General features: G+C 62.8%; 18 protein-coding genes. 14 read left to right on the top strand and 4 right to left on the bottom strand.

Features of this window, described 5'->3' with window-relative positions; translation table 11 throughout:
* Positions 1-68 precede the first annotated feature (68 nt).
* The 5 genes from FJ930_RS11460 (at position 69) to FJ930_RS11440 (ending at position 8,274) form a co-directional block, all read left to right on the top strand.
* Positions 69-902: a PopZ family protein gene (locus FJ930_RS11460; protein WP_141837630.1), complete on the top strand. Its 834-nt coding sequence runs from the start codon at positions 69-71 to the stop codon at positions 900-902.
* A 262-nt stretch (positions 903-1,164) separates the two neighbouring features.
* Positions 1,165-3,948, top strand: a complete 2,784-nt coding sequence (locus tag FJ930_RS11455; RefSeq protein ID WP_141837628.1) for a valine--tRNA ligase — start codon at positions 1,165-1,167, stop codon at positions 3,946-3,948.
* 359 nt (positions 3,949-4,307) lie between these two features.
* Positions 4,308-5,444: an outer membrane protein transport protein gene (locus FJ930_RS11450; RefSeq protein ID WP_141837626.1), complete on the top strand. Its 1,137-nt coding sequence runs from the start codon at positions 4,308-4,310 to the stop codon at positions 5,442-5,444.
* A 291-nt stretch (positions 5,445-5,735) separates the two neighbouring features.
* The gene (gene ilvD / locus FJ930_RS11445; RefSeq protein WP_140741057.1) at positions 5,736-7,460 is read left to right on the top strand and encodes a dihydroxy-acid dehydratase; all 1,725 of its coding nucleotides are present in this window, start codon (positions 5,736-5,738) and stop codon (positions 7,458-7,460) included.
* Complete coding sequence (locus FJ930_RS11440; protein WP_140741058.1) at positions 7,447-8,274, top strand: tetratricopeptide repeat protein; 828 nt, start codon at positions 7,447-7,449, stop codon at positions 8,272-8,274. The genes ilvD and FJ930_RS11440 overlap by 14 nt, the downstream gene beginning before the upstream one ends.
* Before the next feature lie 62 nt (positions 8,275-8,336).
* Here the strand turns inward: FJ930_RS11440 and FJ930_RS11435 are convergent, their stop codons facing one another.
* From FJ930_RS11435 to erpA, 4 genes are all read right to left on the bottom strand, one after another.
* A complete protein-coding gene (locus tag FJ930_RS11435; RefSeq protein WP_246676873.1) occupies positions 8,337-8,591 on the bottom strand; it encodes a hypothetical protein in 255 nt (84 codons plus the stop codon).
* Between the two features lie 135 nt (positions 8,592-8,726).
* Complete coding sequence (gene xth / locus FJ930_RS11430; RefSeq protein WP_141837624.1) at positions 8,727-9,521, bottom strand: exodeoxyribonuclease III; 795 nt, start codon at positions 9,519-9,521, stop codon at positions 8,727-8,729.
* Between the two features lie 10 nt (positions 9,522-9,531).
* On the bottom strand, positions 9,532-9,918 hold the full coding sequence (locus tag FJ930_RS11425) for a VOC family protein (protein ID WP_141837622.1): 387 nt from the start codon (positions 9,916-9,918) through the stop codon (positions 9,532-9,534).
* Positions 9,919-9,926: 8 nt separating this feature from the next.
* The gene (gene erpA / locus FJ930_RS11420; protein ID WP_031259639.1) at positions 9,927-10,274 is read right to left on the bottom strand and encodes an iron-sulfur cluster insertion protein ErpA; all 348 of its coding nucleotides are present in this window, start codon (positions 10,272-10,274) and stop codon (positions 9,927-9,929) included.
* A gap of 103 nt (positions 10,275-10,377) precedes the next feature.
* On the opposite strand from erpA, the gene FJ930_RS11415 reads away from it, so the two are divergent.
* The 9 genes from FJ930_RS11415 to tatC all read left to right on the top strand — a co-directional run bounded on the left by FJ930_RS11415 (position 10,378) and on the right by tatC (position 21,978).
* Positions 10,378-11,592, top strand: coding sequence for a deoxyguanosinetriphosphate triphosphohydrolase (locus FJ930_RS11415; RefSeq protein ID WP_141837620.1), 1,215 nt, complete (start codon positions 10,378-10,380; stop codon positions 11,590-11,592).
* Between the two features lie 62 nt (positions 11,593-11,654).
* A complete protein-coding gene (gene argS / locus FJ930_RS11410) occupies positions 11,655-13,412 on the top strand; it encodes an arginine--tRNA ligase (protein WP_141837618.1) in 1,758 nt (585 codons plus the stop codon).
* Positions 13,413-13,515: 103 nt separating this feature from the next.
* A complete protein-coding gene (locus tag FJ930_RS11405; protein ID WP_141837616.1) occupies positions 13,516-16,989 on the top strand; it encodes an SPOR domain-containing protein in 3,474 nt (1,157 codons plus the stop codon).
* A gap of 180 nt (positions 16,990-17,169) precedes the next feature.
* Entirely contained in the window at positions 17,170-18,189 is a 1,020-nt protein-coding gene (gene nagZ / locus FJ930_RS11400; RefSeq protein WP_141837614.1) for a beta-N-acetylhexosaminidase, read from the top strand.
* Positions 18,190-18,252: 63 nt separating this feature from the next.
* A complete protein-coding gene (locus tag FJ930_RS11395) occupies positions 18,253-19,056 on the top strand; it encodes a ScpA family protein (protein ID WP_140741282.1) in 804 nt (267 codons plus the stop codon).
* Complete coding sequence (gene scpB / locus FJ930_RS11390) at positions 19,053-19,820, top strand: SMC-Scp complex subunit ScpB (protein WP_141837612.1); 768 nt, start codon at positions 19,053-19,055, stop codon at positions 19,818-19,820. Before FJ930_RS11395 ends, scpB begins: the two co-directional genes overlap by 4 nt.
* Positions 19,821-19,999: 179 nt before the next feature.
* Positions 20,000-20,221: a twin-arginine translocase TatA/TatE family subunit gene (locus FJ930_RS11385; protein WP_140607559.1), complete on the top strand. Its 222-nt coding sequence runs from the start codon at positions 20,000-20,002 to the stop codon at positions 20,219-20,221.
* Between the two features lie 84 nt (positions 20,222-20,305).
* Positions 20,306-21,106, top strand: a complete 801-nt coding sequence (gene tatB / locus FJ930_RS11380) for a Sec-independent protein translocase protein TatB (protein ID WP_141837610.1) — start codon at positions 20,306-20,308, stop codon at positions 21,104-21,106.
* Positions 21,103-21,978, top strand: a complete 876-nt coding sequence (tatC, locus tag FJ930_RS11375) for a twin-arginine translocase subunit TatC (RefSeq protein WP_140741077.1) — start codon at positions 21,103-21,105, stop codon at positions 21,976-21,978. Before tatB ends, tatC begins: the two co-directional genes overlap by 4 nt.
* Positions 21,979-22,147 lie beyond the last annotated feature (169 nt).

Genomic DNA, 22,147 nt, shown 5'->3' with positions numbered 1-22,147 from the left:
CCATGATTCGAATCCGGCTCTTGCCGGAGCGGAAATCCACAGAGGTCACAAGGGCGGCGGATGTGACAATGGCAACGGCAAGCAGCGCACAGCGCGAACCTTCCATGGAAGAGATACTGGCTTCCATCCGAAGGATCATCGAGGACAGCGACAACGGCCGCAAGCAGCCGGGTGAGCCGGATGAGCTGCGGCAGGACCTGGCGCCGGGGCCGAGCGAGGCTCCAGCCGCCGACGTCGATGCGTTTCGCACCGAACTGCATGCTGCCCCTGAAGCCCGGAAGCCGGTCGCGCTTGCCGAGGTCCAGGCGCCATCGCCAGAGCCGGTGATCGCACGCAGGGAAGCGCAATCGCGCATCGATCCCGTGCCCGTGAAGACGTCGATGACGCTGGCCGAGGTCAGCGCCAGGATCGCCGCGGAGCCGGTGGCCGCCGTAAGGTCCGACGCGGCCCCGGAGGCCGGCGCGACAAGCGATGCCATCGTTGCCGATTGGCGGCGCGAGATCGCCGCGGTTGGCGAGCAGGCCAAAGCGATGCCGGACAGGAGCATCCGCAAGCCGGTTGTCCAGGCCGATGTGCCGGTGAGCGAACCGGTGGCGGAGCCTGCCTTCGAGCAACCTGCTTCAAGCGGTGCTCCTACGGGCGCTACCGAGGTGCGTGCGGCGGCAAATGAAGCACCCGCGGCCCGTCCGGCAATCCTTTCCGAGCATGCGGGCAGGCAGGTTGCCGCGGCCTTTGGCGAGCTGTCCGACGCCTTTGCCAGCCGCAGCAAGAAGACGTTCGACGAGATGGCCGAAGAAATGCTGCGGCCGATGCTGCAGGATTGGCTCGACAACAACCTGCCGACGCTGGTCGAGAGGCTGGTGCGCGAGGAGATCGAACGCGTGGCACGCGGGGCGCAGTAAGCTCCAGGCAATTGCCGATGTAAACGCCGCCGTCCGAGGCGGCGTTTGTCGTTGCGGCGCCATCAGCTCGCGCTTGCCGCGAAACAGACGAGATTTGCGTCGGGGTCCATGACAATGAATGTGCGGGTGCTTTCCGTTGAAATGAACACGGCCGCGCCTATCTGCTTGTGATGAACCGAGGCGGCCCTTGCGGTTGACTTGGCCAAGACCTTCCGATTTACAGCAAACCAGCAAAAATCCCGACAGCGCGGACCGTTTCCCCATGCTTGAAAAGACCTACGACGCAAAAACCGTCGAGCCGAAGATCGCCAAAGTGTGGGAAAAGGCCGACGCGTTTCGCGCCGGCGCCGGGGCGGAGGAGGGCGCCGAGGCCTTCACCATCGTCATCCCGCCGCCCAATGTCACCGGCTCGCTGCACATGGGCCACGCGCTCAACAACACGCTGCAAGACATCCTCGTGCGCTTCGAGCGCATGCGCGGCAAGAATGTGCTGTGGCAGCCGGGCATGGACCATGCCGGCATCGCCACGCAGATGGTGGTCGAGCGCCAGCTGATGGAAAAGCAGATCCACCGCCGCGACCTGACGCGTGAGCAGTTCATCGAGAAAGTGTGGGAGTGGAAAGCCGAATCCGGCGGCGCGATCTTCAATCAGTTGAAGCGGCTCGGCGCCTCTGCAGACTGGAGCAGAGAACGCTTCACCATGGACGAGGGCCTGTCCAAGGCCGTGCTCGAAGTCTTCGTCACGCTCTACAAGGAAGGGCTGATATACAAGGACAAGCGCCTTGTGAACTGGGACCCAAAACTGTTGACGGCGATCTCGGATCTCGAGGTCGAGCAGCAGGAGGTCAACGGCAACCTCTGGCACTTCCGCTATCCGATCGAGGGCGTCACCTTCGATCCGGAGAACCCGAAGACCTTCATCACGGTTGCGACGACGCGTCCTGAGACGATGCTCGGCGATACGGCGGTAGCGGTCAATCCCGAGGACGATCGGTTCCGGCATCTGGTCGGCAAGAATCTCGTCCTGCCGATCGTCGGTCGTAAGATTCCGGTGATCGCGGATGAATATTCCGACCCTGAAAAAGGCTCAGGCGCGGTCAAGATCACGCCGGCGCACGATTTCAATGACTTTGAGGTCGGCAAGCGCCACAAATTGCCGGCGATTAACATCCTGTCCGTCGAGGCTGCCATAAAGCTGAAAGACAATGAGGACTTCCTCGCCGGGCTCGATGTGACGCCGGAACGCCAGGCTGTCTGGGACGAGCTCGACGGCCTCGATCGTTTCGTGGCGCGCAAGAAGATCGTCGAACTGATGGAAGCCGGCGGCTTCCTCGACAAGGTCGAGCCGCATCGCCACGCCGTGCCGCATGGCGACCGCGGCGGTGTGCCGATCGAGCCGTTCCTGACCGAGCAGTGGTATGCCAACGCGGCCGAACTCGCCAAGCCGGCGATCGCCTCGGTGCGCGAAGGCCGCACCAATTTCGTGCCGAAGAACTGGGAGAAGACCTATTTCGACTGGATGGAAAACATCCAGCCCTGGTGCATTTCGCGCCAGCTGTGGTGGGGGCATCAGATCCCGGCCTGGTACGGGCCGGATGGACGCGTCTTCGTTGAGAAGTCCGAGGAAGAGGCGCTGAGTGCCGCGATCGAATATTATCTGGCGCTCGAAGGGCCGTGGAAGGCCTGGGTCGAGGACAAGCTCGAGAACTTCAAGCCGGGCGAGATCCTGACCCGCGACGAGGACGTGCTCGACACCTGGTTCTCGTCGGCGCTGTGGCCATTCTCGACGCTGGGCTGGCCTGACCAGACGCCGGAGCTGAAGACCTACTACCAGACCGACGTGCTGGTCACCGGCTTCGACATCATCTTCTTCTGGGTTGCCCGGATGATGATGATGGGCCTGCACTTCATGGACGAGGAGCCGTTCCACACGGTTTACGTGCATGCGCTGGTGCGCGACAAGAACGGGCAGAAGATGTCGAAGTCGAAAGGCAACGTCATCGATCCGCTCGACCTGATCGATGAATTTGGGGCGGACGCGTTGCGCTTCACGCTGGCAGTGATGGCGGCGCAGGGCCGCGACGTGAAGCTCGATCCGGCGCGCATTGCCGGCTATCGCAATTTCGGCACCAAATTGTGGAACGCCACGCGCTTCGCCGAGATGAATGAAGTCGCGCGCAATGATGATTTCTGGCTGAACGACGCCAAGCTGGCGGTCAATCGCTGGATCCTCACCGAACTGACACGCGCCGCGCGCGAGATCACCGACGGCATCACTTCATACCGCTTCAACGAGGCGGCCGGTGCTGCCTACCGCTTCGTCTGGAACCTGTTCTGCGACTGGTATCTGGAGCTCTTGAAACCAGTGTTCATGGGCACGGACGAGGCGGCCAAGGCCGAAAGCCGCGCCTGTGTCGCCTTCGTTCTGGATGAGATCTACAAGCTCTTGCACCCGATAATGCCGTTCATGACGGAAGAATTGTGGGCGCAGACGGCGGGCGAGGGCAAGGAGCGCGACTCGCTGCTTTGCCATGCCGCCTGGCCGTCGCCGGATTTCGAGGATGCTGAAGCGGCCGCAGACATCAACTGGCTGGTCGATCTCGTGTCGGGCATCCGTTCGGTGCGCTCGGAGATGAACGTGCCGCCGGCGGCGATAGCACCGCTGGTCGTGGTCGGCGCCAACGGCGTGACGCGTGAACGGCTGGTTCGCGAGGAGTCGGCGATCAAGCGGCTGGCGCGCGTTGGCGACATCTCGCTGGCTGACGCGGCGCCCAAGGGATCGGCCCAGATCGTGCTGAACGAGGCAACGATCTGCCTGCCACTCGGCAGTCTGATCGATCTTGCCGCCGAGGCCGCGCGGCTGCAGAAGGAACTGGCCAAGGTCACCGAGGAAATCGCACGCCTGCACAAGAAGCTGTCCAACGAACGGTTCGTCGCCAGCGCGCCGGCCGAGATCGTCGAAGCCGAGCGCGAAAAGCTCGCCGAATATCGCGACGCGCAGGACAAGCTTTCAGTGGCGCTGAACAGGGTCCGGGACGCTGGTTGAAGGTAGATTCGGCGCCTTGACGTTGCCCCGAGCGTGGGTCTTTTTTGCCTCCAAAAAAGGCATTCCGCAGCGTTAATCTTGACGTAAACGGAAACTTTTAGCCCCATTGTTGCCATAATGTAACAATGGGGCCTTAAGCTCGTCAATTTGGCTGTTTTGGGGCCTTTTTAGCCAGTTTATTCCCATCGGAAGGAGGGATCGAGGCTCCGGGAGGCGTTTTTCCGCCCTCCAGCGCGGCCGCGCATTTTGTCCAAAATACGTTTGGCGGACCTGTACATGTACGCCCCAGGAATTCGTTGTTGCACCATTAACCTGAATTGGTTCTAGCTTGACGCACTGGTTATTCGGGGAGGACATCCATGAACAATTCGCGTCTGAAAGCACTGCTGGGGGCAGGGTGCTTTTCGCTGGCTTTGGCAGGCTCGGCGCATGCTGGCGGTTTTTCGCGCGGCACGGCTGATACCGACATCCTTTTTGAGGATGGCAATTTCAATATGCGCACGAGTGTGACCTATGTCGCGCCCACCAGAAAATATTCGAAAAACCTTCTCAATCCCAATTTGGTTGGCGAGAATTATTCGGATGCCTACGCTGTCCCCTCGGCCGCGGTGAAATTCAAGCTGTCGGACAGCCTGTCTTGCGCGGGTACCTATACAGAGTCTTACGGCGGCGGAGCGACATGGTCTTCGCCTAGCGGAACTCTTGCCAAGCTCAAGGAAAATTTCACGATCTACGAAGGCGCTGTCACCTGCGGCGTAAAGTTCGATTTGAGCAAAGGTCGTTTTTGGGTACTCGGCGGTATCTACCATGAGGATGTGGACTACAACCTGCTCGCGGTTGCCGGATTGCTTAATGTCAATCTGAAGGACAGCAACATGGGGTGGCGTGCAGGCGTTGCCTATGAAATTCCGGACATCGCGTTGCGCGCTCAGTTGATGTACCGTTCGGGTGTATCGATCGATGCGACCGGTTCGGCGACCGCTAACCCTCCGTTGAGCCCCTTCCCCGTATCGATTACCCAGCCCGCAACTGGCGACACCAAATTTCCGCAGTCGCTGGAGTTCAAGGCTCAAACCGGTGTGGCACCCGGTTGGCTTGTCTATGGTAGCGTTAAGTGGACCGATTGGTCGGTCACCGAGCAGCTCAATCTTCATGCTCCGACCTTGGGTATCGAGAATGGCAACGACTATTTCTGGCGTGACGGCTGGACCGTCACCGGTGGCGTTGGTCACAAGTTCAACGACCAATTCTCTGGAACGGTCTTTGCTTCTTATGATCGGGGCGTCAGCACCGGCTGGGATTTGACCGGCGATACCTATAGCCTTGGCACGGGTGTTGCGATGAAAGATAAGCTGGGTGGCGAGCTTCGGTTGGGCGTTGCCGCCGTATATCTGGCGTCTGTGTCGGAGACTCAGTATGTGCCCACCTTGCTCAACCGTACTGTTCAGGGCGATTGGGGATACGCTCTGTCGGCTGGCTACAGCGTCAAATGGTAACCATCTGAAATGCAACAAAAAAGGCCGGGCACTGCCCGGCCTTTTTTGTTGGACCGGACCTCGTCGAGGATCCCGTTAGCCAAGGGGCGTTGCAAATTGGCCGCACTGGGACCGCCCCTTGCGATTGTGACGTTTTGGCAACACTTTCTGAACAACCCCCGCGCTACAAATCCGCCTGAGGAAATTGCCCATTTCCCGCCATAAACCCGGCGCACCTCGATCCTATCTCGGGACACGCGCCAAAAGGCTCGGCGATGGGGGCAGGCCGCGCCGCTCGCGGCAAGGAAGAGTATGGACGCCAGAGTCATTTCCAAGGCTAAGCTCCCCAGCCGCCATGTTACCGTCGGGCCGGCGCGTGCGCCGCACCGCTCCTATCTCTATGCGATGGGCTTGTCGGCCGCCGAAATCGCGCAGCCGCTGGTCGGCGTCGCCTCCTGCTGGAACGAAGCGGCACCCTGCAACATCTCGCTGATGCGCCAGGCGCAAGTGGTCAAGAAGGGCGTGGCCGCCGCGCATGGCACGCCGCGCGAATTCTGCACCATCACGGTCACCGATGGCATCGCCATGGGCCACCAGGGCATGAAGTCCTCGCTGGTGTCGCGCGAGGTCATCGCCGATTCGGTCGAACTCACCATGCGCGGCCATTGCTACGACGCGCTGGTGGGGCTCGCTGGCTGTGACAAGTCGCTGCCGGGCATGATGATGGCCATGGTGCGTCTCAACGTGCCATCGATCTTCATCTATGGCGGTTCGATTCTGCCGGGCAGCTATCGCGGCCGGCAGATCACCGTGCAGGATGTGTTCGAGGCGGTCGGCCAGCACTCGGTCGGCACGATCGGCGATTCCGAACTGCTTGAAATCGAGCAGGCGGCCTGTCCGTCGGCCGGCTCCTGCGGCGCACAGTTCACCGCCAACACCATGGCCACCGTCGCCGAGGCGATCGGCCTGGCACTGCCTTATTCCTGCGGCGCGCCGGCGCCTTACGAGATGCGCGATCGTTTTAATTTCGCGTCCGGCGAAAAGGTCATGGAGCTCATCGCGAAAAACATCCGGCCGCGCGACATCGTCACGCTGAAGGCGCTGGAGAACGCAGCGACCGTGGTCTCGGCCACTGGCGGCTCGACCAACGCAGCGCTGCACCTGCCGGCGATCGCGCATGAGGCGGGGATAAAGTTCGATTTGTTCGATGTCGCCCGCATCTTCGAGAAGACGCCCTATATCGCGGACCTCAAGCCCGGCGGCAAATATGTGGCCAAGGACATGTTCGAGGCCGGCGGCATTCCGCTGTTGATGAAGACGCTGCTCGACCACGGCTATCTGCATGGCGATTGCCTGACGGTTACTGGCCGCACTTTGGCCGAAAATATGGAGCACGTTGCCTGGAATGAGCATCAGGATGTGGTCCGCCCGGCCAACAGACCTATTACCCAAACCGGCGGTGTCGTGGGCTTGAAGGGAAACCTTGCCCCCGAAGGCGCGATCGTGAAGGTCGCGGGTATGACGGAGTTGAGCTTCTCCGGTCCCGCGCGCTGCTTCGATTCGGAAGAGGAATGCTTCGAAGCGGTGACGCACCGCAACTACCGGGAAGGGGAGGTTCTGGTCATCCGTTACGAAGGGCCGCGCGGCGGACCGGGCATGCGCGAGATGCTGTCGACGACAGCGGCGCTCTACGGCCAGGGCATGGGGGGCAAGGTGGCGCTGATCACCGACGGCCGCTTTTCAGGCGCGACGCGCGGCTTCTGCATCGGCCATGTCGGACCCGAAGCGGCGGTTGGCGGTCCGATCGGTCTCATCCGGGATGGCGACGTGATCTCGATCGACGCGGTGAACGGCACGATCGAAGTGGCGCTGACCGAGACCGAGCTGGCGGCGCGGGCCAAGACATGGAAGGCGCGCACGACCGACTATCAGTCGGGCGCGATATGGAAATACGCACAGACGGTCGGGTCTGCCCGCGATGGCGCGGTCACTCATCCGGGCGGTGCGAAAGAAACACACTGCTATGCGGACATCTGAGTTGTTGAGGTCCTCTGTCCTTCCGGCACTGGTCGCGGTTGCGATCTTTGGCGCCGTGGGCCAGGCCATGGCCTTCGACGACAAGGTGTTCGACGACAAGACCGGCGTGAAGCCGCAGTCGAGCCCCTGGGCGGTGTTCCAGTTCGGCTTCTCCGCCTACAAGAACGGCCACAAGGAACAGGCCGCCGAGGCCTATAAATACGCCGCCGAGAACGGCCAGATCGGCGCCACCTGGAAGCTTGCCCGCATGTATGCAGAGGGCGACGGCGTGGCGCGCGACGACTATGAGGCATTCAAGTTCTTCTCGGAAATTGTCGACCAGGATGTCGAGCCCGGTTCGCCGGAAGAAAGCTACGTATCCGATGCGCTGGTGGCGCTCGGCGACTATCTGCGCAAGGGTATTCCCGGCAGTCCGGTCACCGAGAACGAGGTGGCGGCCCAGGAATATTATATGCGTGCCGCCGCCAACTACCGCAACCCGAACGCCCAGTTCGAGGTGGGGCAGATGTTCCTGAAAGGCGAAGGTGGCGTGAAGGCCAGCGTCAAGCAGGCTGGGCGCTGGTTCCAGCTCGCCGCCGAGAAGGGCCATGCCGGCGCGCAGGCGACGCTTGGCCATCTGCTGTTCCAGAGCGGCAAGATCGTTCGCGGCCTGGCGATGATGACCGCCGCCCTTGAACGGGCGCCGGCCGCCGACCAGCCCTGGATTCGTGGCATGCAGGAAGAGGCCTTCGCCGCAGCCGGTGAAGCCGACCGCCGCACCGCGATCTCGCTCGCCGACGACATCCTGACCAAGGGCAACAACACCGATCAGTAAAGGCGCGACGGCTGAGCCTGCCAATCTCCTCGACGAGCGTGGAGATAAGCTATCGGGAAAAATCAGTTCTCGGTTGGCTCTGTCGGCACCCTGCTTGGCGCCGGCGTCGAGATCGGCGTGGCGGGCAGGTGCGGCGCCGTGGTGTTTCCAGGACAGCTGTCGCTGACCTTCGTCCATGATGTGTTGTTGAGCACCATGTCGCAGCGGGCCAGATGACTTTGGTCGGCAACCGTCAGGCAGACGACCTGACCGACCGCATAGGATTTTCCATTGGCCAGACATTCCGGGGCGGCGAAGGCCGGCACGACCGCAGCCATGGTGAATGCCAAGCCGATCGGACAAAGAGCAAATCGAGTGGCCATGGAACCCCAGCCGCCATGATGTTTTTTCATCATGCGCCCGCTTTGTGGCGATAGAAGGTCCGCCGTCGGCCGAAGAGCAGGGCTTCCCGGTCAGGCCGGCTGCAGGGCGAGGTCGATCGCCACCGGCACATGGTCGGACGGTTTTTCCCAGGCGCGCACGTGTTTTTCGATCGAGGCGGACGAAAACCGGTTGGCGGCTTCCGGGGACAGCAGCAAATGGTCGATGCGGATGCCGTTGTTCTTCTGCCAGGCACCGGCCTGATAATCCCAGAAGGTGTAGGTGTCGGGGGCGTCGGTGACGGCTCGCACCGCTTCGGTGAAACCGAGATTGAGCAGCCGGCGGAAGGCCTGCCGGGTCTGCGGCTGGAACAGCGCGTCGCCCAACCAGTTTTCCGGAAACCGCGCGTCGATCGGCTCGGGAATGACATTGTAGTCGCCGGCCAGCACCAGGGCCTCTTCCAGCCTCAGGCGCTCCTCGGCCCAGCGCTCCAGCCGCGTCATCCAGGACAGCTTGTAGGGGAACTTCTTCTCGTCATCGATCGGATTGCCGTTCGGCAGATAGAGGGAAGCGACACGCAAGGCGCCCTTGTCGGTCGAGAAGACGCCTTCGATGAAACGCGCCTGCTCGTCGGCATCGTCACCGGGCAGGCCTTTGACAACTTCGTCGAAGCGCAGCTTCGACAGCAGGGCAACGCCGTTGAACCCCTTCTGGCCATGGGTTTCGACATAGTAGCCAAGCGCCTCGATCTCGGCGCGCGGGAACTGATCGTCGACCGTCTTGATCTCCTGCAGGCACACGATGTCGGGCGCGCTCTCGGTCAGCCAATGGGTGAGGTTGCCGAGGCGGGCGCGCACGCCGTTGATGTTCCAGGTGACGATTTTCATGACGGTCTCATTACTCTTGCGGCGGATGGCGTTCGACCAGACCGATCGTATTGCCCGCAGGGTCCTTTAGGAAGGCCATCCACTCGCTTTCCCCCGCTGGACCGAAAAGACCCTCGGTATCGCGATGGACGAGCGTTGGCGGCGCGGTGAAGGGAACGCCCGCGGCCTTTGCCTCGGCGTGGAAATCATCAAGGTTTGATATATCGAGATAGACGGTACCGGCCGGTATGCCATCCGTGAACAGCAGCCTGATGTCGCCGACCATGATGAAGGCAATGCCTGGCGGATCGTAGCGGGCATGTAAGGCCAAGCCGAGCACACCGCGCCAGAAGGCCAGCGTCGAATCAAGGTCGCGTCCGGCCGACAGCGCGATCTGACGGACCGCGCCGATAGGCAGGCATGCTGTTAGATGGAGAAACTGGTGCCGCAGCCGCAGGAGGCGACCGCATTCGGGTTCCTGATCTGGAACGATTGGCCCATCAGATCGTCGACGAAGTCGATCACCGAGCCGCCCATATAGACCAGCGACAGGTCGTCGATCAGCACCGTGGCGCCGTCCTTTTCGATGGCGACGTCGTCGTCATTGCGCGTATCGACCAGGTCGAACTTGTAGGAAAAGCCGGAGCAGCCGCCGCCTTCGACGGAAACGCGCAGCGCCGTCTTGCCGGCTTCGCCAGACACGATCTTGGCAATCCGCTTGGCCGCGGCCTCGGTCATGTCGACTTTCATGGCAGTCTTGGCATCCGCGCCCATTGGCGTCACCTTGCTTTCGGTTTCACATGATAGGTATGAAGCGCGAGCGGCCGAGTCAACCACATCCAAGTCAACTGCACCAAGTCAACCTGCGGCATCGATCATGACCAACGAGTTGGGCGACATCGGATTTGGCTACCGGCCACGCGCGGCTTATGCCACCGATCCGGCGCGCTCGCGCGGCCGGCTGTTCGACGAGGTCGAAAGCCCGACCCGGACGCCGTTCCAACGCGACCGGGACCGCATCATCCATTCGACCGCGTTCCGGCGGCTCAAGCACAAGACCCAGGTCTTCATCGCCCATGAAAGCGACCATTATCGCACAAGGCTGACCCATTCGATCGAAGTGGCGCAGATTGCCCGTGCGCTGGCGCGGGCGCTGCGCGGCGACGAGGATCTCGCCGAGGCGATCGCGCTGGTGCATGATTTCGGCCACACACCCTTCGGCCATACAGGCGAGGACGCGCTGAACGACAAGATGGCCGCCTGGGGCGGCTTCGATCACAATGCCCAATCGCTGCGTATCGTGACGAGGCTGGAAGCGCGATACGCCGAGTTCGACGGGTTGAACCTGACCTGGGAAACGCTTGAGGGCCTTGTCAAGCATAATGGTCCGCTGACGGACGCCAGCGGCAAAGGCCTGAAAGGTCCGGTGCCGCAGGCGATCCGCGACTATTCGCAGTTGCAAGACCTCGAACTCGACCGGTTCGCCGGCATCGAGGCGCAATGCGCGGCGATCGCCGACGACATCGCCTACAACACGCACGACATCGACGACGGCCTGCGGGCAGGGCTGCTGACGCTCGACATGCTGGAGGCCGTCTCGCTGCCGGGAGCGATCCTGAAGGGCGTGCGCCAACGCTATCCGGCGCTCGATGACGTACGCACCGGCCACGAACTGATGCGGCGGCAGATCACCGCCATGGTTGAGGACGTCATTGTCCGCGCGACCGCCAATCTGGAGCGTGTGGGACCGCTTAGCGCCGATGCGGTAAGGGCGGCGGGCGAGACAATGGTGACCTTTTCCGCCGAGATGGCCGCGGCAGAGAAGGAACTGAAGGCCTTTCTCTACAAGCACCTCTACCGGCACGCGGAGGTGATGCGGGTGCGCGCCGGTGCCGAGCAGATCGTCAGGGACCTGTTCGACGTCTATTTCGGCGACCCTCGTGCCATGCCGGACGGCTGGCGCGAGGGACTGGACCGGGCCGAAGATCGCATCAAGGCGCGCAGCGTGGCCGATTTCCTCGCGGGTATGACCGACACCTACGCGCTGAAGGAACATCGGCGTTTGTTTGACCGCACACCGGATTTGAGCTAGGGCGGGCGCGATTTTGCCGGCCAACGAGCCGGATTCGCCATAAAGCCGCCAGAGCAATACCCATGAACATCTTCGCCGATTTCACCGCGCGAGTCATAAAGGCTGTCGAAGCGCTCGATCTGAAAGATAAGGGCGGCGTTTCGCCCGACCTGTCGCGCATTGCCGTCGAACCACCGCGCGACGCCAGCCATGGCGATCTCGCGACCAATGCCGCGATGGTGCTGGCCAAGCCAACCGGCCAGAACCCGCGCGCATTGGCCGAGAAACTGGCGGAGGCGCTGCGGGCCGACAAGGATGTCGCCGCCGCCGAGGTCGCGGGCCCGGGCTTCGTCAATCTCCGGCTCAAGGACGGCTTCTGGCAGGCTCATCTGTCGGCGCTTCTCGGCGAGGGCCGCAACTATGGCCGCTCGACGATCGGGGCTGCCCGGAAAACCAATGTCGAATATGTCTCGGCCAATCCGACGGGGCCGATGCATGTCGGCCATTGCCGGGGCGCGGTTGTCGGTGACGCGCTCGCCAATCTGATGGCGTTCGCCGGCTACGACGTGACCAAGGAATATGTCATCAACGATGCCGGCTCGCAGATCGATGTATTGGGCCGTTCGGCAATGCTGCGCTACCGCGAGGCGCTCGGCGAGGACGTCGGCGAGATTCCGGCCGGACTTTACCCCGGGGACTATCTCGTCCCGGTCGGCGAGGCTTTGGTCCGGGAGTTTGGCCGCTCCTTGCTGCAGATGCCCGATGACGAGGCACTGGCCATCGTCAAGGACCGCACCATCGATGCGATGATGGCGATGATCCGCGAGGATCTGGCGCTGCTCAACGTGCACCACGACGTGTTCTTCTCCGAGCGCACGCTGCATGCCGACAATGCCAAGAAGATCCGCTCGGCGATCAACGACCTGACGCTAAAGGGCCACATCTACAAGGGCAAGCTGCCGCCGCCCAAGGGTGAGAAGCCGGACGACTGGGAAGACCGCGAACAGACGCTGTTCCGTTCGACCGCCGTGGGCGACGACATGGACCGGGCGCTGGTCAAGTCCGATGGCGCCTTCACCTATTTCGCCGCCGACGTGGCGTATCTGAAGGACAAGGTCGATCGCGGCTTTGTCGACCTGATCTATGTGCTTGGCGCCGACCATGGCGGCTACGTCAAGCGGCTGGAAGCGCTGGCGCGGGCAATTGCCGGCGACGACGTCAAACTCACCGTGCTTTTGTGCAACCTGGTCAAGCTGTTTCGCGATGGCGAGCCGGTCCGCATGTCGAAGCGGTCCGGCGACTTCGTGACGTTGCGCGAGGTGGTTGAAGAAGTCGGGCGCGACCCGATCCGCTTCATGATGCTTTACCGCAAGAACGATGCGCCGCTTGATTTCGACTTCGCCAAGGTGACGGAGCAGTCGAAGGACAATCCGGTGTTTTATGTCCAGTACGCCTCGGCGCGCTGCCATTCGGTGTTCCGGCAGGCGAGCGAGCAATTGGGCGAGGCGAATTTCGACCGCAAGAGCCTGGCTGCCGCTGTGACGTCGTTGACCGACGAAGGCGAGATCGGCCTGATCCGCAAGCTCGCCGAATATCCGCGCCTGATCGAGTCCGCGGCACTTGCGCTCGAGCCGCATCGACTGGCATTTTATCTCTATGATCTGGCTTCCAGTTTCCACGGCCACTGGAACCGTGGCACGGATAATCCGGACTTACGTTTTGTTAAGGTTAACGACCGAGAATTGACGCATGCCAGACTAGGGCTGGTGCAGGCTGTATCGGACGTTTTGACGTCCGGCCTGACGCTGATCGGAGCCGCCGCGCCCACCGAAATGCGTTAGGTTTAACTAAAAAACCTGTCACCTTTTGCCCACATTGCGCTGGTAAGGGCCAACCCTGCGCGACGTCCATGGCGTCCGACTGAGTGCGAGTTCGGGAACAATAATGGCAGACAGAACCCAGCTGAGAATAGCCGACAACAACGACATCGCGGACGATGATCCGTTCGCGGAGCTGACCAGGATCATGGGATTCGACCCACGCCAGCCGGTCAAGCCGCAGGCGCCGGTCCAGTCACAGGCCACTGTCGCGGGTCCGTCAGTGCAAGAGGACGATTTCGATATCGATCTCGAAAAGGAACTGATGGGCGAGTTCGACGCTGGCGACAGCGTCGTCGCTCCCATTGTCGAGGTTCATAAGCCGGCATTCGAAACGGCGGCCATCCATGCGGCGGACGACCATGCGGCGGACGACGATCTTGCCCTTTCGCTCGACGACGATTTCCACCTGGACATGGCCGATGTCGATGACCAGGCAGTCGTCGCCAGCCATGCGAATGCCGGTGCTGCCGACCCAGCGCCACCCGTCGAGCCTGCCTTCGACGCCGATTTCGACAATGCCGTCGCCAGTTCGCTCGAAGGCGTTTCGCCCTACGAGGACGATCTGCCGATGGAGGACGAGCTTGCCGCGTCACTGGACCGGGACTTCCATGTCGATGAGGCCGCCGAGACCCAGCACGCTGTTGCCGAAGTGCCGGTGGCTGAGGAGCCGGCCTCGGATCATCAGTTCGACGATGCGGTCGCGATGTCGCTCGAAGACGAGCTGATGCTTGACGACCATTCGGCGGATCAGCACCACGCGGCTGCCGTCGAATACCCAGAGCCGGCGCAGACCGCCGCGAATGAGGCCCAGGCGGTCTCCGATGAGGCTTTCGCGGGCCACTTCGACGACGCCATGGCCGATGTCGACGCGGATTTTGACATTCAGGCGGACGAGCCGGTGGTTTTTGATGAGGCGGAAGCGGACGAAGTGCTCGCCCATGCCGAGGACACGAAGGGCGAGATCCCAAGCCCCGAACCCGTGTCGGATGATGCTTTCGACCTAGACCTTGATGACGCGTTTGCCGAGCCTGCCGAAGAGCCCGCCGCCGAGATGGCGGCTGCTGCGGTTGAACCGGCGACGATGGCAGCCCCGGTTGCCAATATGGCCGCGCCGGTGCAAGCCCCCATGGCCGATGAACGGAGCCTCGAGGACGAGTTGAACGCGCTTCTGGGCGCCATGAGCGCGCGCGCGCTGCCGTCTGCCAAGGAGCCGGCCATGGCCGAGCCCGTCGCGGCTCAACCGGCCCCTATTCCCGTTCAGTCGCCTGTCGCGGCCGCGAAGACCATCGAGGAGCCCGCCGATCTTGTTGGCGAACTCGACTGGGATCTCGACGAACCGGCATCCGAAGAGGAAATGCATCACTCCGATGCTGCACAGGCCGCCGATGCCGATCTCGACAATCTGCCGCTCGATGAGCTTCAGGGCCAGGATATTGGCTCGCATGCCACTGATGCTGATCAAGTCGATGTCGATATCGACAATGATGCGTTCGACGCCGCCTTCGCCAAGAGCCTGGATGCGCGTGACGGAGCAGTCTCCCGGCAGGATCAGGCTGATTCTCCCGATTGGCTGGCGGAACGCTCCGCACCGGCGGAACCGGCCCGTTCGTGGAGCCGCGTGACACCGGTTCCCCAGCAGCAGGCATTTGCCGCGCAGCCAGCCGCTTCGATGGCTACCGGGGCCGTGGCACCGGAATTGGCGGCGGTGCCGCCGTACCATCCGTACGAGCCCGTTGCGGCCGCCCCTTATGCGGCGCCGGTATCCGCGCCGCAGCCGCGCCAGTCCTCCCGCTACGAAGAGATGCCTGATGTCGAGACGGTCGACGTGCCGGAGCGCGTCGTGGCGCTGGCTGACGATCTCGACATTCCGGAGCTGCATTTCGAGGAAGATGAACCGGCGGCATCCGGCTATGACGATCTTGACGCCGAGTTCGCCAGCCTTCTGACGGAAATGAATTCGGTGGACGTCGCGCCGGCTCCCGCTGCTGCCGCAAGCAGCGCGTCCCATGCGGATGAATCCTACAATGCGGGTTTCAATCCGGGATATGGGGGGCCCAATCCGGGATATGAGGGCCTCAATCCGGGATATGAGGGGCTCAATCCGGGATATGGGGAGCCCAATCCGGGATATGGGGAGCCCAATCCGGGATATGCGCTCAATCAGGGATACGAGCCCAAGCCGGCCTATCAGCCGGAAGCGCGGACCTATGTGGCGCGGCCGGCCGAAATGCCCGCCCGCGCGGCGGCGACCACAGGCTACGCCAATGCCACCGACGGCTTCGACCTCGACAGCCTGCCCGGCAGCCAGCCGGTCTCGCAGGCGGACGATTTTACCGTCGATGAACTCGACTACGATCCCGAACTGGACGAGGCCATGTCCGTTCCGGGGCTCGGCGAGCGGGAAGCGGCCAAGCCGTCGGGCCGGCGCGGCCTGTTCATCGCTGCGATCGTGGGTGCGGTGGCGGTTGCAGGCGGTCTTGGTGCCTTTGCCCTGTCTCTCGGCGGCAAGGGCGGCAGCGAGGCTCCTGTGATCGTGAAGGCCGACAATTCGCCGATCAAGATCAAGCCGGAAAATCCGGGCGGCACTGTGGTGCCGAACCAGGACAACAAGGTCTATGACGCGGTGCTCAAGGGTGCCAAGCCCGCCACGCCGGTGCAGCAGAAGCTTGTCACCAACACCGAGCAACCTGTGGATGTGCAGGCGAAGGACCCGGCCCGTGCCGTCGATCTTTCGTCTGACCAGAGTGCTGCCGCTGGCGCGACGGGCGACGGCAGTGCCGCCCCGACCTCCAATGCCGTCGCGACCGCCAATGCAGCACCGGCCGCCAGCGCGCCGGCCGACAATGCGGCACCGGCGCCCAAGTCCGAGGATCGCATCGCGCAGGTGCTGCAGGATACCGACAAGGGCACCAACACCGACGTCGTCGCCGTTGCGCCGCGCAAGGTGAGGACCATGGTGGTCAAGTCAGACGGCTCGCTGGTGCCGCGCGAGGATCCGGCACCGGCCGAACCGCAGGTGGCCGCCACTGAACCGGCCGATCCGGCGCCCCAGCATGTCGCCCCTTCGGGCCAGGCCGATGCCGACCAGACCGGTACCGTGGCGACTGCCGCCGCCCAGGCGGACGAGCCCGCGCTCAAGCCGGCAGCCAAGCCGCCGGCGAAGGCGCAGTCGGCCAACACGCCGGCCAAGGTTCCGGTGGCGCCGCAGCGTCCGTCCGACCAGCCGGTCGATGTCGTTGGCGAGGTCAAGCCCGATCAGGTCGCTTCCATCGATCCGGCAACGGCGGCGACCGGCGGTTCGTGGTCGATGCAGATCGCTTCGCAGCCGACCGTGGAAAGCGCGCAGTCGACCTACCAGGATCTGCAACGCCGCTACGGCAGCGTGCTTTCCGGCCGCACCGCCAACATCGTCAAGGCCGAGATCGCAGGCAAAGGCACATTCTACCGCGTCCGCGTTCCGGCTCAGTCGCGCAACGATGCCATCAGTTTGTGCACCAGCTACAAGGCAGCCGGCGGCAACTGCTTCGTGTCGCGTTAGACGCCGATCAACCATTCAAAAACCGGCGCGGCCCCAAGGCCGCGCCGGTTTTCGTAGAGGCGGCCCTTATGCGCCCGGCTTTTCATGTGCCCGTCTTTTTCGTGTGGGAGCGTATCTTGCGGACGCGGCCTGTGAGCCGAGATGATTCCCTTTGACCGCGCGAAGCCCTAGACTCCAGTCATGACCGAATCAAAATCCATGATCCTCGGCTGTGCCGGGAAGTCGCTCACCCGCGAAGAAATCAATTTCTATCGCAATGAATGCCCATGGGCCTTCATCCTGTTTGCCCGCAACATTGGCGAGACCGAGCAGATCCGCGATCTGGTCGCCGAGATGCGCGACTGCATCGGGCGTCCGGATGCGCTGGTGTTCATCGATCAGGAAGGCGGCAGGGTGCAACGCCTTCGGCCACCGCTGGCGCCAAACTATCCGGCGGGCGGGGCGCTTGGCGCGCTGTGGCGTGACGATCACGACGCCGGCGCCCGTGCTGCCTGGCTGATGGCGCGCCTGCACGCCTTTGACCTGCTGCGCTACGGCATCACGGCGGATTGCCTGCCGGTGCTCGACGTGCCGATCGAAGGCGCCAGCGACGTCATCGGCGCGCGCGCCTATGGCAAGGAGCCGCGCGCGGTCATCGAACTCGGCCGCGCCGCGGCCGAAGGCCTGATATCTGGCGGCGTGCTGCCCGTCATGAAACACATTCCGGGCCATGGCCGGGCCTTTGCCGACACGCACTTCGAGTTGCCCACGGTCGACGCCTCGCTCAGCGACCTGCAGCGGCATGATTTCGCCCCGTTCAGGGAGCTTAACCATCTGCCGATGGCGATGACCGCGCATGTCGTCTACAGCGCGATCGATCCCAAGAATCCGGCGACGACGTCCGGCAAGGTCATCGACGAGATCATTCGCCGCGACATTGGCTTTGACGGGCTCCTGATGAGCGACGACACCTCGATGAAGGCACTTTCTGGGGATTTCCCGACAAAGGCGGCCTCGATCCTTGCGGCGGGCTGCGATCTGGTCCTTCACTGCAACGGCGTATTCGAGGAGATGGCGGGCATCGCGTCGCGCACCAGGGGGCTTGAAGGCAAGTCGCTGGAGCGCGCAGAGCGGGCGATGACCTATATCAGCAAAAGCGACACGGCCGAGGAAACCGAGATACGCGCTGAATTCGCCACCTATTTCGATGCGGTGGCCTGACCAAGAGGAAGTGGAAGGACTGTGGCGGAAACATTGGAGAGCAAGGCCCCGAAGGCCGCACCGATGGACCGCCTGTGGGCCGAGAATGACGATTCAAGGCTGACCGGCGATCCGTCGCTGGTGGTTGACGTCGCCGGGTTCGAAGGTCCGCTCGATCTGTTGCTGCATCTTGCCCGCAACCAGAAAGTCGACCTGGCGCGCATTTCCATCCTGGCGCTGGCTGAGCAATATCTGGCCTTTGTCGAGACGGCGAGGGCGCTGCGCCTCGAGCTTGCCGCCGACTATCTGGTGATGGCGGCGTGGCTGGCGTTCCTGAAGTCGAAGCTTTTGATCCCCAAGCAGCCGGGCGAGGAGGGTGAAAGCGGCGAGGAGCTGGCGGCGGTGCTGCAATTCCGGCTGAAGCGGCTCGAGGCCATGCGCGACGCGGCGGCGCGTCTCGTCAACCGCAACCGGCTCGGCCGCGACGTGTTCGCGCGCGGCATGCCGGAAATGGTCATCATCGAAAAGCGCAACTCTTATTCGGCCTCGCTCTACGACCTTCTGACCGCTTACGCGCAGCAACGGCAGAAGCAGGCGATCACCAATGTGACGATCGCCAGGCGCGGCGTCTGGTCGCTCAAGGACGCCCGCGATATCCTGACGCGGCTGACCGGCTCGCTGCGGGACTGGACGGCGCTCGACAGCTTCCTCATCCAATATCTGACCAGCCCGGAAGAGCGGCGCACGGCGATCGCCAGCTCATTCGCGGCGACACTGGAGCTGGTGCGCGAGCGCAAGATGGACATGCGGCAGGACCAGGTGTTCGCACCGATCTATCTGCGCGACCACCGCGCACAGACAATCGAGCCAGTCGAGGTGGCATCATGAGCGAACGCGCCAACGCTTCGGTTATCCCCTTCAAGGTGGACGACGAGCAGGAAGAGGGCGAACTCGACCAGGCTTCAGCCCAGAATCCGGAACAGAATCCGGCCGAGCGCCTGCATATGGCCGAGGCCATGCGCATGGCCGAGGCGATCGTCTTCGCCAGTGCCGAACCGGTCAGCGAAAAGCAGCTTGCCGCACGCCTTCCAGATGGCATCAACACCGCGCTTGCGATGGTGGAATTGCAGCAGATCTACGCCCGGCGCGGCGTCAATCTGGTCCGGGTCGGCGATGCCTGGGCGTTCCGCACCGCCGGCGATCTTGCCTTCCTGATGAGCCGCGACACGGTGCAGCAGCGCAAGCTGTCGCGGGCCGCGCTCGAAGTGCTGGCGATCATTGCCTATCACCAGCCGGTGACGCGCGCCGAGATCGAGGACATCCGTGGTGTCGAAACCTCGAAAGGCACACTCGACACGCTGCTGGAGACGGAATGGGTGCGTATGCGCGGCCGCCGCAAAACGCCTGGCCGTCCCGTCACTTATGGTACCACCGAAACCTTCCTTGACCATTTTGCGCTCGAGGAAATCCGTGATCTTCCCGGCATGGAGGAATTGAAGGGCGCCGGCCTGCTTTCGGGCCGCATGCCGTCGAATTTCTCGATCCCGCTGCCGCCGGCCGACCCCGACGTACTGAGCGAGGACGAGGATCCGTTGACCGACATCGATCTCGAGGAGCTCGGCCTGCTGACGCCGCGCGTCACGGAAGATTGACCAAGGGCGCCTATCAAAAGCTGCTTTCCGGCTTTACATGCGCCGTTTGGTAGCGGGCCGCTTCGCTGAAAATGCGTGACATCCGTCACCCTTTCATAAACTCTGTCGCGGTTGTGTTTGAATCCCAACGCGAAAACGCATAGATCATCGCCAGGGAAAACATTCGAGAGAGATTTGCTATGGGTTCATTTTCGATTTGGCACTGGATGATCGTGCTGGTCATCGTGCTTCTGGTGTTCGGCCGCGGCAAGATTCCGGAGCTGATGGGAGACATGGCCAAGGGCATCAAGAGCTTCAAGAAGGGCATGGCCGACGACGACGTTGCCGACGACAAGCGCACCGTCGAGCACCGCGCCGACGAAACCGTTTCGGCAGCCAAGGAAAAAGTCAGCAAGAGCTGAGCCAACGGTGTTGCTTTGTGCATGTCGTTATCCCAAAACCGCTTCGCACTTTTGGGCGACAAGCACTAGTCGGAACTGATAGCCATGTTTGAAGTCGGCTGGACCGAAATGCTGGTGATCGCGATCGTCATGATCGTGGTCGTCGGGCCGAAGGATTTGCCCAACATGCTGCGCACCTTCGGCCGCACGACGGCGAAGCTGCGCACCATGGCGGCCGACTTCCAGAAACAGTTCAACGAGGCGCTGAAGGAAGCCGAGCTCGACGAGGTCAAGAAATCGGTCGACGAGCTCAGGGGCCTCAGCCCGGTTGCAGAGATCCGCAAGCAGCTCAATCCGTTCGAGCAGGCGGCGGCCGACGTGCGCGCCGGCGTCGACGCGGCGATGAAGCCGAAGCCTGCCGCTGATCCGGCGACACCTGCCGCCTCGGCACCGCAGGCGGCCGAGCCGTTGAAGAACGGTGCGACGGAAATGCCTGGTGTCAACGCGCCAGATGCCGCGCCGGCAACGCCGATTTTCCCGGCAATGACCGATGCTTCGGTGGTGCCGGCATCCACGGAACCTCCCGTGGCGCCGAAGGCACCTGCGGCAAAGAAGGCCGCCAGGACGGCGCCGGAGGCAAAAGGGCCGTCGAAGGCCTCGACACCCGCGAAGGCGGTGACGGCAAAAGCCGCACCAGCGCCCAAGGCGTCGGCAAAGCCCGTGACGGCGGCAAAGCCTGAGGCCGCCGCGACGAAGCCCGCCGCTGCCAAGACGACAGCTGCAAAGACGACTGCTGCAAAGGCGCCTGCTGCCAAGGTGACTGCGGCAAAGGCTGGGGCGAAAGCCGAACCGAAGCCTGCTCCGGCGAAGCCGGTGACCAGGAAGACGGCGGGAGCCGCCAAGTGAGCGTTTCGGACAAGGAAAAAGACGAGATCGAAAAATCGTCGGCGCCGTTGATCGAGCATCTCATCGAGTTGCGCCGCCGGCTGATCTGGTCGCTCGGGGGTTTCTTCGTTGCCTTCCTGGTGTGCTTCTTCTTCGCCAAGCGGCTGTTCAACCTGCTGGTCGTCCCGTTCAAATGGGCGACGAAATGGGCGGGGCTCGATCCGCACAAGGTCGAGCTGATCTACACCGCGCCGCAGGAATTCTTCTTCACCCAGGTCAAGCTCGCCATGTTCGGCGGCATGGTCATCGCTTTTCCGCTGATCGCCACGCAGATCTACAAATTCATCGCGCCCGGCCTCTACAAGAACGAGCGCAACGCCTTCCTGCCGTTCCTGATCGCATCGCCCGTCCTGTTCCTGATGGGCGCTTCGCTGGTCTATTTCTTCTTCACGCCGATGGTGATGTGGTTCTTCCTCGCCATGCAGCAGACCGGCACGGACGAGCAGGTCCAGATTTCGCTGCTGCCGAAAGTGTCGGAATATCTCAGCCTGATCATGACGCTGATTTTCTCCTTCGGCCTGGTGTTCCAGCTGCCGGTGGTGACCAGCCTGATGACACGCGTCGGCATGCTGTCGTCCAAGGCGCTTGCCGAGAAGCGCAAATGGGCGATCGTCATCGCCTTCGTCGTCGCCGCCGTGCTGACACCGCCCGATCCGATGAGCCAGATCGGTCTCGCCATCCCGACCATCCTGCTCTACGAGGTCGCCATCTGGTCGTCCCGGCTGATCGAACGCAGCCAGGAGCGCGAGCGCATGGCGCGCGAGAAGCAGGAGGCAGGCGAAACCGTCGCGGACAAGACCCCTGACGAACCTCCAGCGCCGGCAGCTTCGTAACGCACGCAGCTAGGCCCGAGACAGCGGCGGAAAACGACAACCGCCGCCCAGCCTCATCTTGCATCGATCAAGGATGCGGTTTACGCCCCTCAAACTGAAACGCATCGCCATCAAGGCGATGCGTTTCAGTTTTTGATTTGCATGTCGTTGTCCCAAAACCGCTGCGCAC

This window comes from Mesorhizobium sp. B2-4-15, from assembly GCF_006658505.1.
In the GTDB taxonomy this organism is placed as follows: domain Bacteria; phylum Pseudomonadota; class Alphaproteobacteria; order Rhizobiales; family Rhizobiaceae; genus Mesorhizobium.
This window is presented reverse-complemented; position numbering and strand designations above follow the sequence as displayed.

Excerpts from the sequence above, each read along its gene's own strand:
- argS (WP_141837618.1), top strand. The coding sequence starts at position 11,655 with ATGAACATCTTCGCCGATTTCACCGCGCGAGTCATAAAGGCTGTCGAA.
- erpA (WP_031259639.1), bottom strand. The coding sequence starts at position 10,274 with ATGGGCGCGGATGCCAAGACTGCCATGAAAGTCGACATGACCGAGGCC.
- FJ930_RS11415 (WP_141837620.1), top strand. The coding sequence starts at position 10,378 with ATGACCAACGAGTTGGGCGACATCGGATTTGGCTACCGGCCACGCGCG.
- FJ930_RS11405 (WP_141837616.1), top strand. The coding sequence starts at position 13,516 with ATGGCAGACAGAACCCAGCTGAGAATAGCCGACAACAACGACATCGCG.
- ilvD (WP_140741057.1), top strand. The coding sequence starts at position 5,736 with ATGGACGCCAGAGTCATTTCCAAGGCTAAGCTCCCCAGCCGCCATGTT.
- FJ930_RS11450 (WP_141837626.1), top strand. The coding sequence starts at position 4,308 with ATGAACAATTCGCGTCTGAAAGCACTGCTGGGGGCAGGGTGCTTTTCG.
- nagZ (WP_141837614.1), top strand. The coding sequence starts at position 17,170 with ATGACCGAATCAAAATCCATGATCCTCGGCTGTGCCGGGAAGTCGCTC.
- FJ930_RS11455 (WP_141837628.1), top strand. The coding sequence starts at position 1,165 with ATGCTTGAAAAGACCTACGACGCAAAAACCGTCGAGCCGAAGATCGCC.
- FJ930_RS11440 (WP_140741058.1), top strand. The coding sequence starts at position 7,447 with ATGCGGACATCTGAGTTGTTGAGGTCCTCTGTCCTTCCGGCACTGGTC.
- tatB (WP_141837610.1), top strand. The coding sequence starts at position 20,306 with ATGTTTGAAGTCGGCTGGACCGAAATGCTGGTGATCGCGATCGTCATG.
- scpB (WP_141837612.1), top strand. The coding sequence starts at position 19,053 with ATGAGCGAACGCGCCAACGCTTCGGTTATCCCCTTCAAGGTGGACGAC.
- FJ930_RS11435 (WP_246676873.1), bottom strand. The coding sequence starts at position 8,591 with ATGGCTGCGGTCGTGCCGGCCTTCGCCGCCCCGGAATGTCTGGCCAAT.
- FJ930_RS11460 (WP_141837630.1), top strand. The coding sequence starts at position 69 with ATGGCAACGGCAAGCAGCGCACAGCGCGAACCTTCCATGGAAGAGATA.
- FJ930_RS11395 (WP_140741282.1), top strand. The coding sequence starts at position 18,253 with ATGGACCGCCTGTGGGCCGAGAATGACGATTCAAGGCTGACCGGCGAT.
- xth (WP_141837624.1), bottom strand. The coding sequence starts at position 9,521 with ATGAAAATCGTCACCTGGAACATCAACGGCGTGCGCGCCCGCCTCGGC.
- FJ930_RS11385 (WP_140607559.1), top strand. The coding sequence starts at position 20,000 with ATGGGTTCATTTTCGATTTGGCACTGGATGATCGTGCTGGTCATCGTG.